The organism is Aeromonas ichthyocola (assembly GCF_046087985.1).
Taxonomy (GTDB): domain Bacteria; phylum Pseudomonadota; class Gammaproteobacteria; order Enterobacterales; family Aeromonadaceae; genus Aeromonas; species Aeromonas rivipollensis.
In genome coordinates, this window is sequence record NZ_JBJSWH010000002.1 from 110,193 (window position 1) to 125,594 (window position 15,402).

Sequence of the window (15,402 nt, forward strand, 5' to 3'; positions counted from 1 at the left end):
CGCTTGCGGCTTGACGCCGACCACCCCATCGCGGGTATGCTCGTTGCCTTCCGGCGCCATCTCATGGCTCTGCTTCTCACACAAGGACGCTGTATGCAAGCCAAGGACAAGTGTCTGGCTGCCCTGGTCATTCTCTGCTGGGGACTCAACTTCGTGGCGATCAAATGGGGGCTGGAGGGCATACCGCCGCTGCTGCTGGGAGCGCTGCGCTTCGTCGGCGTTGTCTTCCCCGCCATCTTGCTGGTGCCCAGACCCGCCATGCCCTGGCGCTGGCTGCTGGCCTATGGCGGTGCCATCAGCCTGGGGCAGTTTGCCTTCCTGTTCTGCGCCATGAAGTTCGGCATGCCGGCGGGCATGGCCTCCCTGGTGCTGCAATCCCAGGTGGTGTTCACCCTGCTGTTCGCCATGATCTGGCTGGGGGAGCGCTGGCAGCCCCACCACTGGGTGGCGCTGCCGCTGGCGGGGGCCGGCCTCTATCTCATCGCCACCAACGGCGAGGGCAACCTGACCCTGCTCGGCTTCGTGCTGACCCTGTGCGCCGCCGCCTGCTGGGGCCTTGGCAACGTCATCAATCGCCAGATTGGGCTGCGCTATCAGACCTCATTACCCAGCCTCATCGCCTGGGGCGGCCTGGTGCCCATACTGCCCTTCTTCGCGCTCTCCTGGCTGTTCGAGGGGCCCGACGTCATTGCCACCAGCCTGCTCAACTTCAGCTGGCAGGGGCTCTTGTGCGTGCTCTATCTGTCGCTGGTCGCCACCTGGCTTGGCTACGGCCTCTGGGGGCGGCTGCTGATGCGCTATCCGGTGGCCCAGGTGGCGCCACTCTCCCTGCTGGTGCCCTGCGTCGGCATGGTGGCGGCCGCCCTGCTGCTCGATGAGCACCCCACGACCCTGCAGTGGCTGGGCTCGGGTCTGGTGCTGCTCGGCTTCGTGGTCCATCTGCTGGGCGGAAAAATGAGGCTGTTCAAGGCACAAGCCGAACATTGACCTCGATGGGGAAACTTCCCATGATGGATCAGGCCCTCACGGGCCTCACAGCTTGACCCCGGCAGGACGCCAACCATCAGGAGAGCAAGGACATGCTGCACAGTTCACCCTCGGTCATCCCCACTTTGCCGCGTGTCATGCGGGTCGCGGCCGTGATGCTCCCCCTCTGCTGGAGCGCCTTCGGCTGGAGTGCCACCCTGCCGGCGGATCTCAAGTGGGAGAGCAACGACACAGACCCCGTCTATGCCGATCCACAGGCCAAACGGGGCGGCACCTTCCGTGACTTCATGTCGAGCTTCCCGCTCACCTTGCGCAAGTACGGGCCCGACTCCAACGGCAGCTTCGCCGGTTACGTCCGTGAAACCAATCTGCCCCTGCTCGCCACCCATCCGGTGACCGGCAATCCCATTCCCATGCTGGCCAACCAGTGGGCCTTCGGAGCCGATCACAAGACCCTCTATTTTCGCCTCAACCCCAAGGCGCGCTGGTCGGACGGCCAGCCCGTCACCGCCGATGACTGGCTCTTTACCCTCAAGATGATGCGCAGCAAGGAGATAAGCGATCCCTGGTACAACAACTACTACAGCACCCAGATAAGCGAGGTGACCAGGTTCGACGATCACACCCTCGCCATCACCAGCGGCACCGAGAAGAGCCGGGAGGATTTGCTGGAATCCCTGCCGTTCAGCCCGGAGCCGAGCCATGCCATCAAGCTCACGGCCAACTGGGTCAAGGAGTACAACTGGAAGGTGCTGCCGGTCACCGGTGCCTACCAGATTGGCGAGCTGAAGAAGGGCAAGTCGGTCACCTTCAACCGGGTCAAGGATTGGTGGGGTGACGGGGAGCGCTACTTCCAGCACCGCTTCAACCCGGACCGGATAGAGATCAAGGTGCTCAGGGATCAGAACATCGCCTGGCAGCACTTCCTGCGTGGCGATCTCGACAGCTTCCCGCTGGTCATGCCCAACTGGTGGCACGACAAGAGCAAGACAGCCGAATTCGAGAAGGGCTATATCGAGCGGCTCTGGTTCTACAACCAGACCCCGCAGTCCCCCATGGGGCTTTACCTCAACACCGCAGACCCGCTGCTCAAGGATCTCAATGTGCGGCTCGGCATCCAGCATGCCCTCGCCCTCGACAAGATGATCGCCACCCTGCTGCGGGGAGACTACCAGCGCCTCAACAGCTACGGTTCGGGCCAGGGGGCCTTCACCAACACCGACATCAAGGCACGCCCCTTCGATCCCAGGCTCGCGCGGGACTACTTCGCCAAGGCGGGCTTCACCAAGACGGGGCCGGATGGCATCTTGCAAAATGACAGGGGCCAGCCCCTCTCCCTCAGCATCACCTACACCACGGCGGAGCATGCCCAGCGCCTGACCCTGCTGCGGGAAGAGGCGAAGAAGGCGGGCCTCAATCTGGAGCTGAACCTGATGGATGCCTCCGCCGGCTTCAAATCCATGCTGGAAAAGAAGCATCAGAGCGCCTGGATGGCCTGGAGCAGTGGCCGCTATCCCGCCTACTGGGAGCACTTCCATAAGGTCAACGCCAACAAGCCCCAGACCAACAACATCATGAACCTCGATGACGACGCCATCTCGGCCCTGGTGGAGCAATATGACAAGGCCTTCGACTTCGGCAAGAAGGCCGAGCTCTCACGGCAGATCCAGCAGCGGCTCTATGAGCTGGCCAGCTTCGTCCCCGCCTATCAGGTCCCCTATACCCGGGCAGGCGCCTGGCGCTGGATAAAACTGCCCAAGATCCCGGCAACCCCCCAGAGCGATCTGCTCTACTGGCCCCTGGATGGCGCCAACTCGGGCTACAGCTTCGGCGGCCTGCTCTGGATTGACGAGGAGCTGAAAGCGGAGACCAAAGCCGCCATCAAGCAGGGCAAGACCTTCCCTCCCGTCACCCTGATCGACACCCGCTATCAAAAGCCCTGAGCCCTCTCCACGCTCTCGCTCGGCACAAACAAAAGACCCCGCACTGTGGCGGGGTCTTTTTTGTGGCAGCAGCGCCTGGGCGGGACTTAGCCGCGCTTGGCCTGCTTTTGTGCGATGGCGTCGGCCACGTCGGCCGGATCCAGCACTATGCCTTCCTGCTCCGGGGTCGGGAACACGGCCACGCAGAGCTCGTCCTGCTCCATGCCGTCTACCCAGCGATCCAGCCACACCTTGAGGGTGATGGACTGCGGCTTGCAGTCTGCCCACTCGCCTTCGGCCCACGCCTTGGCGTATTCCGGATGCGGCCAGACCGGGATGCAGTCTTCGTCTTCGGTGGTCAGCATCATGACGCCGTGCTCGTCGGTCAGAACAAACAGCTCTTCGTGCTCGACCAGTTTGCTGATGAAGTGATCAAAGCGGTAGTCGGCGTTCAGTTGCAGCGCGGCATTGCGCTCGGTGTCGCTAAGTTCATAGCTCATTGGTCAAGTCTCTCATTCAATAAAGGGCGACATGTTCACATCTTGCTGGCGCCTTGTCCAGCAAGAGTGCTCAGTCACTCCTGTTTCGGCTATCTCAGCCCAGCACCGGGGTCACCAGGGTGATCTCCGCCGTCTCGCAGAAACGCTGGCGCAGCCAGTAGGCGGACTCCACCTCCACGAAGCAAAGCTGGGCCCGACCGGCCCAAGGCCCAAGCCCCTGCCATGATCTGCTCGAAGCGTCTCTGCTGCTGCTGCTCCCAGGCGACCGCCAGCTTGGAGCCATGGGCTTCATCCACTACCCCACGGCGCAGCTCGAACAGGTTATCGGTGATCGGGCTGTTGATCTTGCCAGGGCTGTGCCAGTACATCAGCAGGTTGTCCAGCATCTCTTCGTCGTAACTCGCCAGCGCGTCCAGCTCGGGAGTCTCACCCTCGCCGCCAGCCCCGAAATCGCACCATCCCGCCGCCAGAGGAGCCAGACTTTGCGCCTCGCGCCCCTTGGCATGTTGGCGCAGGGCGGTGACATCCGCCCCCTTGATGGATGGCAGCCAGAGATCCCCCTGATGCTCATCGAGCAAGGGGAGCAACAAGGAAGGTGCATAAACAGGAAAGCGGGGACCTAGGGTGTGCAGCAGAGATACCAGAGTGACAGTGATCATGAGACGCGCCTTGAGCTGGAAGACCTGGGTTCGTACCTGGCCAGGAGGACAAAAGAGAGACTATTCTACCATGTTTGCTGGCACGCAGACTCTGCTCGTCCAACCAGCCGGGGCATGACGCTTCCGGCCAAAAAAGCAGCGTTCAGGCAAAGCCGGCCCAGAGAAAGCCCAATACTTTGAGCCAGCGCCCACTAAAGTCAAACCGGGAATGCTAGTTTGCATACATCTTTAGCGTAAGGAGTGCATCCATGAGTGGGATCGACCAGGTTTCTGACGATTTTGTGAATGAGCTGAAAATACTGGCATGCTTTGATCCGGCGAACATGAGTCTGGGGATCAAGTTACGCAGCGACATGTCTGAAGAGTTGTGCCTCGCGGCGCAGCGTCTGCATCAACAAGGCATGATCAGTGCCGTCGATGGCGGCTATCTGACCCCCTTCGGCATGACCATGCTGGAGCATCTTCAACACCTGCTGGTGGCGCTCAAGCCGAATTGAGTTCCTGCGGCGCCCAGAGCGAGAAGTTGAGCAATTCCCAGCGCTTTCCCTGCCGCAGCAGACAAGCAAACAACAAAGGACCTTCGGGTCCTTTTACCTTGCCATCGATCAACCACTCCCCCGCCCGCTTCGGGACAGGCTGCGCCTTGATCTCCTCGGGCTGCTCAGCCTTGCCCAAACGGACCTGCACGAATTGCTGGCACACTGTCACGGCCTCGTTTGCCGCGGGATCCGGCACGGTGGTATTGGCAAGCGCCACTGTCAGCAAGAGTGATGGGATCATGATGATGGTCATTGGCAAACGTGGTTTATGAATATGCCATAAAACAAAAAGCCGTGGCACCAGATGTACCACGGCTTTCTTAAATTCTGTAAGAATTACAGAGCAGTTACGTTCTCAGCCTGCGGGCCTTTCTGACCTTGGGTCACGGAGAACTGTACGCGCTGACCTTCAGCCAGGGTACGGAAACCGTTACCGCTGATAGCGCTGAAGTGAACGAAAACGTCCGGGCCGTTTTCTTGCTGGATGAAGCCAAAACCTTTGGTTTCGTTGAAAAACTTAACGGTACCGGTGATCATGTTAGACATATCTTTAACCTGTATTCAAAATAATTACTTATGCTTTTCAGCGGATAAAGCTCAAAAACGGGATTAACTTATGAACAACAGGAAAAGATGCAAAACATCATATTCATTGACATAACTAACGCCCTTTCAAGCTGGTTTAGATTATACGTGCCTTTGTCGATTACGCAACCAAATTTGCACCCCGCCGGGGGCAGGGTGCAATCACTTACGCATCCGCCGCTTCCAGTGCCTGAACCAGGGCTTTGAGGAAGCGCGCTGCCTCCCCGCCGGTACAGGCTCTGTGGTCAAATGTCATCGACAAGGGCAGTGCCCGGACCGGCCGCGCCTCCCCATGGATGAAGACCACTTTTTCGAACAGCTTGCCCGCCCCTATGATGGCCACCTGGGGTGGCGTGACGATAGGACTGGCATAACGGCCCGCGATGGCGCCAAAGTTGGTGAGGGTGATGGTCGCCCCCTGCAGCATCTCCCGCGGCACGGCGCGCGCCTTCACATCGGCGATCATCCGATCCAGCCCGTGCCGAATGTCCGCCCTCTCCCGCTCGGCCACGTTCTCCATCACCGGCACATAGAGCCCGTGTTTGGAGTCAACGGCGATGGCCACGTTGACCTCCCTGAACAGCCGTCTCGACAGGGTATCCCCGTCAAACCAGGCATTCATGGAGGGCTCGGCGCGACAGGCCACACCGATGGCCTTGATGAGACGCACCGTCACGTCTTCGTCTGCCCGCCAGTGACGCAGGTCCACCTCGTCGGTGATGCTGACCGGCACCACCGACTGATGGGAGTGCTCCATCGCCTTGGCCATGGCCCGGCGCGAGCCCTTGAGGAACTCGTTGCCGCTGCTCTGCAACACTTCGAAGGCGCTCTGCACGTCCTGCTCGGTCACCATGCCGGCGCTGCCAGTGCCTTTGAGTCTATCGATGTCCAGCCCCAGCTTTTGCGCCAGCAGACGCACCGCCGGCATGGCCTGCACCAGGGCGCCACCGGGCGCCATGGCACCCACCACGAAGTGATCCTCGATGTGCTGTTGATGGGCGCTGACCTTGCCCACCACGGTGCCGTCGTCCTCACCCCCCTCAAACTCCACCAGGGGAGCGCCGATGTGGAGTATGTCTCCCTCCTGGCCGCACAGCCTGGCGATCACCCCCGCCACTGGCGAGGGCACATCCACCAGCGCCTTGGCAGTTTCCACCGACAGCAGCACCTGATCGACACTCACGGTATCGCCGGCACTGACCTTCCATTCGACTATCTCGGCCTCGGCCAAGCCTTCGCCCAGATCCGGTAATTTGAAAAATTTCATGACCAGTTCTCCATCCGCGGGAACATCACCAAAGATTGACCGACTTCATGGCTCTTCCTTGCTCGGACGCCTGGGCGCCAACAGTTGAGAAACGTCATAGCCACTTGTTCTCCATCAGTTGGTGAGCCGCATCCGCGATATCCTGCTCGGTGATGAGGTAATACTCCTCGTTGCGGTAGTAGGGGACGGCGGCATCCACCCCGGTGAGGCGCTTTGGCGGCGCCTTGAGGGAGGTCAACGCCTCCTCGGTGACCCGCGCCACGATTTCGGCACCGACCCCGAAGCTGCCACAGGCCTCGTGCACCACCAGCAGACGCCCGGTCTTGCGCACCGAGGCCAGGATGCTCCCCATATCCAGCGGCTTGATGGTGGCGAGATCCAGCACCTCGCACTGGATGTCCTGCTCCGCCAGCAGGGCGGCGGCTCTCATCGCCTCCTGGATGCAGGCCCCCCAGGCGACCACGGTGAGATCCCGTCCCGGCCTCAGGGTGAAGCAGACATCCAGCGGCAGGCCGACGCCGTCATCTACCACGTCCGACTTCATGGAGCGGTAGATGCGATCCGGCTCGAAGAACATCACCGGATCCGGGTCGCGAATGGCCGAGAGCAGCAGGCCATATGCCCGTCTCGGGCTGGAAGGGATCACGACCCGTAGCCCGGGGATATGGGCAAACAGAGCTTCGACGCTCTCGCTGTGGTGCTCGGGCGAATGGATGCCGGCGCCATAGGGGGAGCGGTAGACGATGGGACAGGAGAGCCGGCCACGGGTACGGTTTCGCATCCGCGCCGCCTGACAGATGATCTGCTCCATGCCGGGGAAGATGAAGCCCTGGAACTGGAATTCGGCCACTGGCTTGAGCCCCTGGGTCGCCATGCCGACCGCCACCCCGGCGATCAGCCCCTCCGCCAGCGGCGTGTCTATCACCCGCTTGAAGCCGAACTTGTCGCGCAGCCCCACTGTGGCACGGAACACACCGCCGTTGACCCCCACATCCTCACCCAGCACCACCACGTCGGGGTCGTGCTCCATCTCGTGATGCAGCGCCAGATTGATCGCTTCCAGCAAACTGATCTCACTCATGGCCAACCTCCTGCTTCATCCCCTTGGCAATCACTCGCTCGCGCTGGGGCAAGAGTTCGGCGGGCAGGCTGGCGTAGTGATAATCGAGCATCGCCTCCGGCGGCTGGGGCGCCATCGCCTCATAACGGGCGACCGCCTGCTCTACCTCTCGGGCGGCCTCCGCCAGCAGGCTCTGCTCCTGCTCTTCATCCCACCAGCCTTGGCTGTGCATAAACTGGCGCAGCCGCTTGACCGGCTCTTTGGCCCAGGCGGCCTCGACCTCGGCCCCATCGCGATAGCGAGTGGCATCGTCGGCCGTGGTGTGATCGCCGAGGCGATAACTGACCGCTTCTATCAGGGTCGGCCCCTTGCCGCTGCGGGCCCGTTCGACGGCACTGCGGGCGGCATCGTAGACCGCCACCACATCGTTGCCATCCACCTGCAGGCTGCGCACCCCGGCGCCAATCCCCTTCTGGGCCAGCGTAGGAGCGCTCGATTGCAGCTTGCGTGGCACCGAGATGGCCCACTGGTTGTTGTTGACGATGATGACCATCGGCAGGTGCCAGACACCGGCGCAGTTGAGCCCCTCCAGAAAATCACCCTTGGAGGTGCCGCCATCGCCGATGGTGACTACGGCGACCCGCGGTTGATTACGCAGTTTGAAGGCCGAGGCAATGCCGCAGGCGTGGGTGATCTGGGTGGCGATGGGGACGCAGATGGGGGAGTCTTCAGAGGGAGTCCCATCGGGTTTGAGAAATAACTGCCCCGCTCGTCACCGCCCCAATATTGCAGGTTCTTCTCCATCGGCACGCCCCGCACATAGAGGGTGGGCATGTCCCGATAGTAGGGAACGTAGACATCCTGCGGCTGCATGGCGAGACCAATGCCAATCCCCACGGCTTCTGCGCCGAGATGGGAGGGAAAAGTACCGAGTTTGCCGGTTCGTTGCAGCGCAATCGCTTTTTTGTCATAGCTGCGCACCATCACCATATTGCGGTAGAAGGTGTGCAGTATCGCCTTGTCCAGCCAGGTCGGTAAGGTGGCGACCGGGCACCCTTCCGCATCGAGGTAACGAAGGAAAGGGATGTCGACATGGGTCATAACTGGCTCCTTGCCGTTGTGAGCGTCACCGATGCTGGTGACACCTAGATGTAAATACCTTGTTAAATAAAAAGCAAAGGGATTTACTCAGGTAAGACCAGTAGAAACTTCTTTAAAGTAGCGAAGGAGCTGAATTTTCGACGCGCCTCGATGAAGCGGGTCATGTCGTTCTCGCCAAAGGGACGCACCTTGCCGAGCTCCACCGTGAAGGCATGGGCGCCATGCTGGTGCGAGCTGTAATAGCTGAAGGTGGTGGTCGGGCCGCTCGAGAGCAGTATGGTGCGCACCCCGCAGGCCCCGAGGAACTGCACCTGCTCCTTGCAGTGTGGCCGCTCGTGGGGGAAGGGGTAGACCGCAAACTTCTCGTGGCGGGAGCCGCGAATGGCAGTGTGCAGATCGTAGTGATAACGGGGCCGGGCGGGATCGGCAAAGAAGCGGCTCACATACTGCTCCAGGCGCATGGCCCGAATGCGCTCCCTGTTGCACAGCCCCTCCCCCTTGCTGTGGGCTCCAGAGAAGAGCCGGTTCATGTTCTCCTCCACCTCGCGCGCGCCCTGATTCATGGCGGCCGGGTTGCCAAAGAGGAAGAGCACCCGGTGGCGGGCCTGAAGCTCCCCGCCGAGCAACCGGGTCAGCAACTGGTTGCAGATCTCGATGGGGGCAGTCTCGTTACCGTGAATGCCGCAGGAGAGCACTATGTCCTTGCGCCCGCCAGGCGACTCACCCATGGGCTCCAGGCAGAGCACGCCGGTGTCCCACACGCTCACCCGGGTGCCGTTGGCCAGGTCGAAGGCAAAGGGCTCGAGCTGCCACTCGTGGCGGCGGGTCAGGGCCAAAAAGTCATGCTGGGGAATCATCCATCTCACCCTCTTGTCTGGAATGCTATGGCCGGATTATACGCAAGGCAGGCGGGCTTAAAATCAATTTTTAAACAAATTCAAACAGTAAGGATACAAAGTTGGCGAGGGATGATGACAACTCATGCCGCAGGGGGCAAACGGAAGGAAAAACAGACAAGGGGAAATGACAGGAAGCGGCAACAGGGGAAGAGTCAGGCCCGTTATGGGGCAAAGAGCATCAGGCAGAGCCGTTCAGATCAGCAAGAAAACGAGGCATCCATGCCCGGTATATCAACCACGCCAGAACGGCTTGGTGGTCTCTTGATAGCGGTCAGCTTCGTTCAGACCAATGTCCTTGAGCAGGTAGGCGGGCAGCTCGGAGAGCTGGCGACGGCTGCGGCTGCGTTCCAGCCAGGTCAGGACGGTCATCTTGACGCGAGCAACCAGATTCGATTCGCTGGAATCCTGGTAACCGGCTTCGGTATAAGTCATGTTGGCCATGATATGGCTCCTCTCTCTAGTTCTGCGCAAGGCTCGGATTTGATGCGCAAAGCTTAGTCAGGGCGAGGAGGCGCCTCAATTGACGAATTTTGATACATGAGATTAGTAAAAGTAATGGCTGATCTCGCCATGGGGTAAAATACAACATATTGATTTATATGTGAAATATTAGCCAGAGATTCCCTCCCCCAGCCGTGCAGCATTTTCTCCTGCCCCATCGGCTTCTAACTATGCAGTTTCCCACGTTAGCTATGCAGAGCCCGAGTTCGAGACAGGACGCTGCCACCCCTGCCGCACCGCCAATTGTTAACCGTTGGATCACTTAAAGATCGTTATTTAACAGGATGATACAGACAGGCAACCCCCGAAAGACGGCCACGGCAGCCGCCCTTGCACGGCGCTTGAAAGGCGGCACTTGGCGCCTTCCCGCCATACTGGTATGGTTATTTATACAGTGGTTTAATCATGCCCCCCGATCGCCGCCTTTAGGGCGACGGATTGGGGGAACACACAGGATATGCCGATGGACACCTTTACCCCCACCGCCGCCCTGCGTCAACAGATGGACGCGCTGGAAGAGGCCCTTGCCCGTCTCGCCAGACTGCTCGGCCAGCTCGAGTTGCTGGAGGCCCATGTCTATCCCCTGCCCGCCGTGCCGCAAGGGGAAGAGCATGACCCTATCGAGGCCATAGAGGTGGGTTATCTCTCGGGCGAGGCGGCACTGGCCGCGGCCGTGACGGCCTTTCAGGATCACAGCGCCCGCCCCGGCTGCTCCACCAAGGCGACTCACCGGCTGCCTGGCTGGTTGCGCTTCCCCGCCACCAGCGCCCCCTTGCTGCAGCCGCTGCTCGATGAGATCAACGGCCACAAGCTCGCCTTCAAGGCCCTGGTGCAGGCCGCCGGTGGGCGAGACGAGAAGTTCGAGCTGGTGCACAGCGCACTGCCCGGGGTCATCACCCTGCAGGTCTATCGCAAGCTGACCCTGCTCACCGGAGAGCTGCATTCCCTCGGTTTCACCTGGGCCGACAAGCAGAGCATCAGCCGCCTCAGCCGCGAGCAGGTGCTGGAGATGCTGGAGCGCAGTCGCCGCTATGTGCCGGCGCTCTCCAGCAACGAGGAGTGGAGCAAGATGGTGGATCAGGAGGTGTATGACATTCGCCGCCTGCCTGCGGATGCGCAGCTGCGGATCCGCCGACCGGTCAAGACCCACCCCATGATCAACCTGCTCTGGCTGGACAGGGAGCCCCGCAAGCAGCAGCTCAAGGCGAGCCTGCCCCTGCTGCTCTGCTCGGACAACCCGCCCAGCGTCACTCACCTCGGCCACTATCCGCCCAAGCTGCGCCAGGCGCGGCGGGATCGCAAGATTGGCGGCGAGGCCATCATAGAGCGGCTGCACCTCTATCGCTATCAGGGCTAGCGCCTCTTAACCAGACCCATGAGAGGGGCCCCAGACGCGGGCAATGAGCCCCTGAAACAGAGAAGGGGGATGGCCACCAGAACCATCCCCCTCTCGCACCCAGGCAGGCAGCACCGCTCCTAGCTCATCAGCAGGGCGCGCAGGCTCTCCACATCCAGGCCTCGCACCTCGGACTGGCCGCTCAGCAGGCCATCGGCCAGGGCCCGCTTCTCGTCGTGCAGCGCCACTATCTTCTCCTCCACCGTCTGCTCGCACACCAGTCGATAGACTGTCACCGGCTGGGTCTGGCCCATGCGGTGCGCCCGATCGCTCGCCTGATCCTCCACCGCTGGGTTCCACCAGGGATCCAGGTGCAACACTGTATCGGCCTGGGTCAGGTTGAGGCCTGTGCCCCCCGCCTTGAGGCTGATGAGGAACAGGGGAACCGGTTCATGACGAAAACGCAGTATGGACTCCTGGCGGGACTTGGCGGAGCAGCCCCCGTCCAGGTAGCAGTAGTCCCATTTTTTGAGCTCGATGCGGGCTCGCAACAGGCTCAGCAGATCGACGAACTGGCTGAACACCAGCACCCGGTGGCCACCATCTATGGCTTCTTCCAGGAGCGCCATGGCCTCGTCCAGCTTGCTGCTGGTCTGTGACCACTCCGGCATCACCAGCTCGGGGGAGCAGCAGAGCCGCCGCAAGCGGGTCAGGCCGCTCAGCACGTGCATCAGGGCGCGGCCATCGGCGCTTTGCACCTGCTGCACCACCTCGCGCCTGGTCGCCTCGTAGAGCTGACGCTCTTCGGGGGAGAGACTGATGTGGTGGATGATCTCGGTCTTGTCCGGCAACTCGGTCAACACCTGCTGCTTGAGGCGGCGCAGGATGAAGGGGCTGATCACCGCCCGCAGCAGCGCCATGTGCTGGGGATCCTTCACCGCCTTGCCGAAGCGGCGCTTGAACTCGCCGAGGCTGCCGAGCAGGCCCGGGTTGATGAAGGTGAACAGGCTCCACAGCTCCCCCAGGTGGTTCTCGATGGGGGTGCCGGAGAGGGCCAGGCGAAAATCCCCCTCGAGCTGGAACAGCAGCTTGGCACGCTGAGTGCCGGCATTCTTGATCTGCTGCGCCTCGTCCAGCACCATGCTCGCCCAGCGGCGGGACTTGAGGGACTGGGCCAGACTGCCGAGCATGCCGTAGTTGACCAGGATGATCTGGCCCGCCTTGGCCTCCTGGATCAGGGTCTCCCGCTCGGCGGGATTCTCGAACACCACCACCTCCAGCTCGGGGGCGAACCGGGTCACCTCCTCCTGCCAGTTGGTGACCACGGACTTGGGCACCACTACCAGAGCGGGGCCGAGGTGCTGGCGCATGCGCAGCACCATGAGCGCCTGCAGCGTCTTGCCAAGACCCATGTCATCGGCGAGACAGGCGCCAAAGCCATGGTGGGCCAGGGTCGCCATCCAGCGCACCCCGTCCTTCTGATAGTCCCGCAGCGCCGTCAAGAGCTCGGGGGCACACTCCACCTCCTGCTGCCACTCCTGCTGCAGGGAGTGCCAGGCATCATCCCCTGCCGTGGTCACCGCCGACAGCAGGCGGGCCAGGGGGTAGGCCAGCTTGTTGTTGATGCGCTGCTCGGTGTCCAGCATGGCCCCCAGCATGGTGAGGCGCTCCACCAGCTTGTCGCTCAGCATCAGGCTGGTCTTCTCGTCGAGCTGAACGGTGCGCTGGCCCGGGGTCAGCTGGCGCAGGATGAGGCGCAAGTCGAGGATCTGATGTTCGTCCAGCGCCAGTGCCCCCTCCACCTGGAACCAGTCCTGGCGACGCTCGATGCGCAGGCTCAGGGCCGCCTCGTCGAGGCTCTTGAGACGGGCGCTGTCCTGATGCCAGTGAACGACCACTCCGGCGTCCACCAGCTCGGGCAGCGCATTGACCAGGGTCAGTGCCTGCTCACCGTCCAGCTTCCATTCGTTGCCCGGCAGGCCTATGGGCAGCTGGTTGCGCAGCAACTGGGCCTCGGCCTTCTCGGCAGCCAGATCCCGTTGCCAGTAGTGATAGTCCCTGACGCCCTGGCGCACTATGGCCTCCCCCTTGCCAAGGGGCAGCGGCGGCAGCTCCCCCTCCCGGGTCACCAGCTGGACCAGCAGCTGACCATCCTGCCAGTCCAGCTGGACCGAGGGCACTCCGGGCCAGGGGGTCAACTCGGCATTGCCACTGAGCCCAACCACCTGGCTGTGCCAGGGCAGCTCGGGAATGGCATCCAGGGTACGTTGCAGCTCGGCGAGCCCGTCCGCTGGCAGCAGCGGAATGGATTCCAGCGCAGGCAGTCTGTCCAGCAGGGCCTGCGGGGTCAGGATGAGCTGCCACAGATCCTGGGCAAGCGGCACTATGTGCGCCCCTCGCGCCGCAGCGGCCGGGCTCAAAACGGCGCTCATGCCCTGCTCGGTGGCGACCACCTGCAGCAAGGGGGCGCTAATGGCCAGTTGCAGCTTCTGCCCCTTGGCGTTGAACAGGCGCGGATGGCTGGCCAGGGGAGCCCAGGCGTCCCGCGGCAGCTTGCTCATGCCCCTTGGCAGGGTGCGCACCAGAGCCCAGTCCGCCTCGTCGAGCAGGGCGGCATACTGGGTGGAGAGCAGGGCAGGATCGACCCGGCGCCCGGCGGTCCACTCCCCCTTGGTGCTCTGCTTCTGGATCTTGCACTCGAGCTCGGGCCCGTCCGCGTGGAGCAGCCATACCAGCCGCTCCTGCGCCTTGCGCACGCCGCTGGAGCGCCCCAGCCCCTGCAGCCAGTTGAGCCAGCTGGCCGAGGCGGGGGTCTTGTCCTCATCCTCTGCGTCGCTGGCCGCCTCGGGGATCGGGGTGGCACGCAACTGCTGCAACGGGGGACGCTCGGCCCCCTCTCCCAGCAAGAGGCGCAACAGATCCTGGCAGAAGGCCATCAGGCGATGACGGGGCTCGGCCTCCAGCACATGGGAGAGGTCCCACTTGTGCAGTATGGCGACCTGGGGGCTCTGCTCGCCGTGGCGCGCGAGGGCGCAGAGATCCAGCCAGAGGTAGCCCCAGTGGAGCTCCTCCAACGGCAGTTGCAGGGTATCGAACAGGCCTATCGCCTGACCGTGGCGATCACCGGCCCACTGTCCCAACAGATCCGAAAGCAGGGGAACTGGCCGGTCAGGCTGCGCTGCCACTTCTTGCGCTGCTCGCTGGCGAGCACGGGATCGGCCTGCTGCAACCAGCCAAGCCAGAGCAGGGCGCTGAACACGGGGCCAGGGCCCGGCATGACCCTCACCGTTGCCTGCCACTGACCCAGCGCGCCGAGCAGCCGCTCCGCCAGCGGGCTGCTCTGGCTCTGCTGGGCCAGCGCCTGCAGGGCCGGCCAGTGGGTGGCGGCACCTCGCCGGCCAGCGGGCCAGCTCTCACCATCCCCGCTGAGCCAGCGCCACTCGCCTCGGCTTGCCGGGCTGTACCTCGGGGGCGCAGCACCGCGGTCACGGACGCCAGCGGCCAGCGCTGCTTCATAGGGGGCATCGAGCAGGGTCTGCAGGGCGAAGTGCTCCAGCAACAGTTGCTGCCAGGCGGGGCTGGAGCCCGCCAGCAGTTGGTGGGCATCCGGGGTATCCAGCAGGGTCAGCAGATCGCGCGCTCTGGAAGTAGGTCGGGATCTCCCCCGCCTTGCCCCAGGCAGAGTTCGCGCACCACCCCTTGTGCCATCTCCTGACCCGTGACCGAGGGGACCCGGGTCCAGTCCGGCATGGGGCAGAGCCCCGGCACGCACCGCCAGGATCAAGGCCAGGGTGCCCTCCGCCGTCAGGCTCCACTGCTGCTCGTTGCGCAGCCGCAATCTCACCAACCCGGCAACTGCAGCGCGTCCGTCAGCGCCTGCCAGGGCATGGCCAACCGCCAGCGTATCTTGCAGCAAACGGGTACTGGCGACGCGCTGCAATTGCAGGGTCGCTGAGCAGGGCATAACTATCCGAAGAGAGGGTGGAGGCAGACATCAAGACTCACGGGCAGGTGCAAAAGCGGAATTTTAACGGTAAAGCGTCGGC

Annotated in this window: 10 protein-coding genes and 4 pseudogenes; 4 read left to right on the top strand and 10 right to left on the bottom strand. The window is 62.6% G+C overall.

From position 1 onward, the window contains the following. Positions 1-93 precede the first annotated feature (93 nt). Both ACF2JD_RS05300 and ACF2JD_RS05305 read left to right on the top strand, forming a co-directional pair. A complete protein-coding gene (locus tag ACF2JD_RS05300; protein WP_005331452.1) occupies positions 94-987 on the top strand; it encodes an EamA family transporter in 894 nt (297 codons plus the stop codon). A gap of 137 nt (positions 988-1,124) precedes the next feature. Further along, positions 1,125-2,930 (top strand): extracellular solute-binding protein, encoded by a 1,806-nt coding sequence (locus tag ACF2JD_RS05305; protein WP_440987206.1) that lies wholly within the window; start codon positions 1,125-1,127, stop codon positions 2,928-2,930. An 86-nt stretch (positions 2,931-3,016) separates the two neighbouring features. Here the strand turns inward: ACF2JD_RS05305 and ACF2JD_RS05310 are convergent, their stop codons facing one another. Together ACF2JD_RS05310 and ACF2JD_RS05315 are read right to left on the bottom strand one after the other, a co-directional pair. Further along, positions 3,017-3,409 (bottom strand): DUF2750 domain-containing protein, encoded by a 393-nt coding sequence (locus ACF2JD_RS05310; protein WP_005331447.1) that lies wholly within the window; start codon positions 3,407-3,409, stop codon positions 3,017-3,019. A gap of 94 nt (positions 3,410-3,503) precedes the next feature. After that, positions 3,504-4,068: pseudogene (locus ACF2JD_RS05315) on the bottom strand (hypothetical protein). A gap of 248 nt (positions 4,069-4,316) precedes the next feature. Here ACF2JD_RS05315 and ACF2JD_RS05320 point away from each other — a divergent pair. Continuing rightward, positions 4,317-4,565, top strand: a complete 249-nt coding sequence (locus tag ACF2JD_RS05320) for a TIGR02647 family protein (protein ID WP_025327553.1) — start codon at positions 4,317-4,319, stop codon at positions 4,563-4,565. On the opposite strand, the gene ACF2JD_RS05325 is transcribed toward ACF2JD_RS05320, so the two are convergent. The 7 genes and pseudogenes from ACF2JD_RS05325 to ACF2JD_RS05355 form a co-directional block, all read right to left on the bottom strand. Next, positions 4,552-4,848 carry a hypothetical protein gene (locus ACF2JD_RS05325; protein WP_167402303.1) on the bottom strand — a complete coding sequence of 99 codons (297 nt, stop codon included), beginning with the start codon at positions 4,846-4,848 and terminating at the stop codon, positions 4,552-4,554. The two genes, ACF2JD_RS05320 and ACF2JD_RS05325, sit on opposite strands and share 14 nt — an antisense overlap. Positions 4,849-4,943: 95 nt before the next feature. Continuing rightward, on the bottom strand, positions 4,944-5,153 hold the full coding sequence (locus ACF2JD_RS05330; protein ID WP_005331438.1) for a cold-shock protein: 210 nt from the start codon (positions 5,151-5,153) through the stop codon (positions 4,944-4,946). A gap of 205 nt (positions 5,154-5,358) precedes the next feature. Continuing rightward, positions 5,359-6,459, bottom strand: a complete 1,101-nt coding sequence (locus ACF2JD_RS05335) for a 2-oxo acid dehydrogenase subunit E2 (RefSeq protein ID WP_440986923.1) — start codon at positions 6,457-6,459, stop codon at positions 5,359-5,361. Between the two features lie 94 nt (positions 6,460-6,553). Beyond that, positions 6,554-7,540, bottom strand: a complete 987-nt coding sequence (locus tag ACF2JD_RS05340; protein ID WP_440986924.1) for a transketolase C-terminal domain-containing protein — start codon at positions 7,538-7,540, stop codon at positions 6,554-6,556. Beyond that, positions 7,533-8,620, bottom strand: a pseudogene (gene pdhA, locus ACF2JD_RS05345) (pyruvate dehydrogenase (acetyl-transferring) E1 component subunit alpha). Before pdhA ends, ACF2JD_RS05340 begins: the two are co-directional and overlap by 8 nt. A 116-nt stretch (positions 8,621-8,736) precedes the next feature. Further along, a pseudogene (locus ACF2JD_RS05350) lies at positions 8,737-9,477 on the bottom strand (succinylglutamate desuccinylase); the annotation flags it as partial. Positions 9,478-9,750: 273 nt separating this feature from the next. Beyond that, the gene (locus ACF2JD_RS05355; protein WP_005331430.1) at positions 9,751-9,960 is read right to left on the bottom strand and encodes a DUF1127 domain-containing protein; all 210 of its coding nucleotides are present in this window, start codon (positions 9,958-9,960) and stop codon (positions 9,751-9,753) included. A gap of 523 nt (positions 9,961-10,483) precedes the next feature. Between ACF2JD_RS05355 and ACF2JD_RS05360 the strand changes: the two genes are divergently transcribed. Then, entirely contained in the window at positions 10,484-11,377 is an 894-nt protein-coding gene (locus ACF2JD_RS05360) for a DNA replication terminus site-binding protein (RefSeq protein WP_440986925.1), read from the top strand. Between the two features lie 119 nt (positions 11,378-11,496). Here ACF2JD_RS05360 and ACF2JD_RS05365 read toward each other — a convergent pair. Continuing rightward, a pseudogene (locus ACF2JD_RS05365) lies at positions 11,497-15,351 on the bottom strand (DEAD/DEAH box helicase). Between the last annotated feature and the right edge of the window lie 51 nt (positions 15,352-15,402).

Coding starts and splice junctions, on each gene's coding strand:
- ACF2JD_RS05300 (WP_005331452.1), top strand. CDS start 94: ATGCAAGCCAAGGACAAGTGTCTGGCTGCCCTGGTCATTCTCTGCTGG.
- ACF2JD_RS05305 (WP_440987206.1), top strand. CDS start 1,125: ATGCGGGTCGCGGCCGTGATGCTCCCCCTCTGCTGGAGCGCCTTCGGC.
- ACF2JD_RS05310 (WP_005331447.1), bottom strand. CDS start 3,409: ATGAGCTATGAACTTAGCGACACCGAGCGCAATGCCGCGCTGCAACTG.
- ACF2JD_RS05320 (WP_025327553.1), top strand. CDS start 4,317: ATGAGTGGGATCGACCAGGTTTCTGACGATTTTGTGAATGAGCTGAAA.
- ACF2JD_RS05325 (WP_167402303.1), bottom strand. CDS start 4,848: ATGATCCCATCACTCTTGCTGACAGTGGCGCTTGCCAATACCACCGTG.
- ACF2JD_RS05330 (WP_005331438.1), bottom strand. CDS start 5,153: ATGTCTAACATGATCACCGGTACCGTTAAGTTTTTCAACGAAACCAAA.
- ACF2JD_RS05335 (WP_440986923.1), bottom strand. CDS start 6,459: ATGAAATTTTTCAAATTACCGGATCTGGGCGAAGGCTTGGCCGAGGCC.
- ACF2JD_RS05340 (WP_440986924.1), bottom strand. CDS start 7,540: ATGAGTGAGATCAGTTTGCTGGAAGCGATCAATCTGGCGCTGCATCAC.
- ACF2JD_RS05355 (WP_005331430.1), bottom strand. CDS start 9,960: ATGGCCAACATGACTTATACCGAAGCCGGTTACCAGGATTCCAGCGAA.
- ACF2JD_RS05360 (WP_440986925.1), top strand. CDS start 10,484: ATGGACACCTTTACCCCCACCGCCGCCCTGCGTCAACAGATGGACGCG.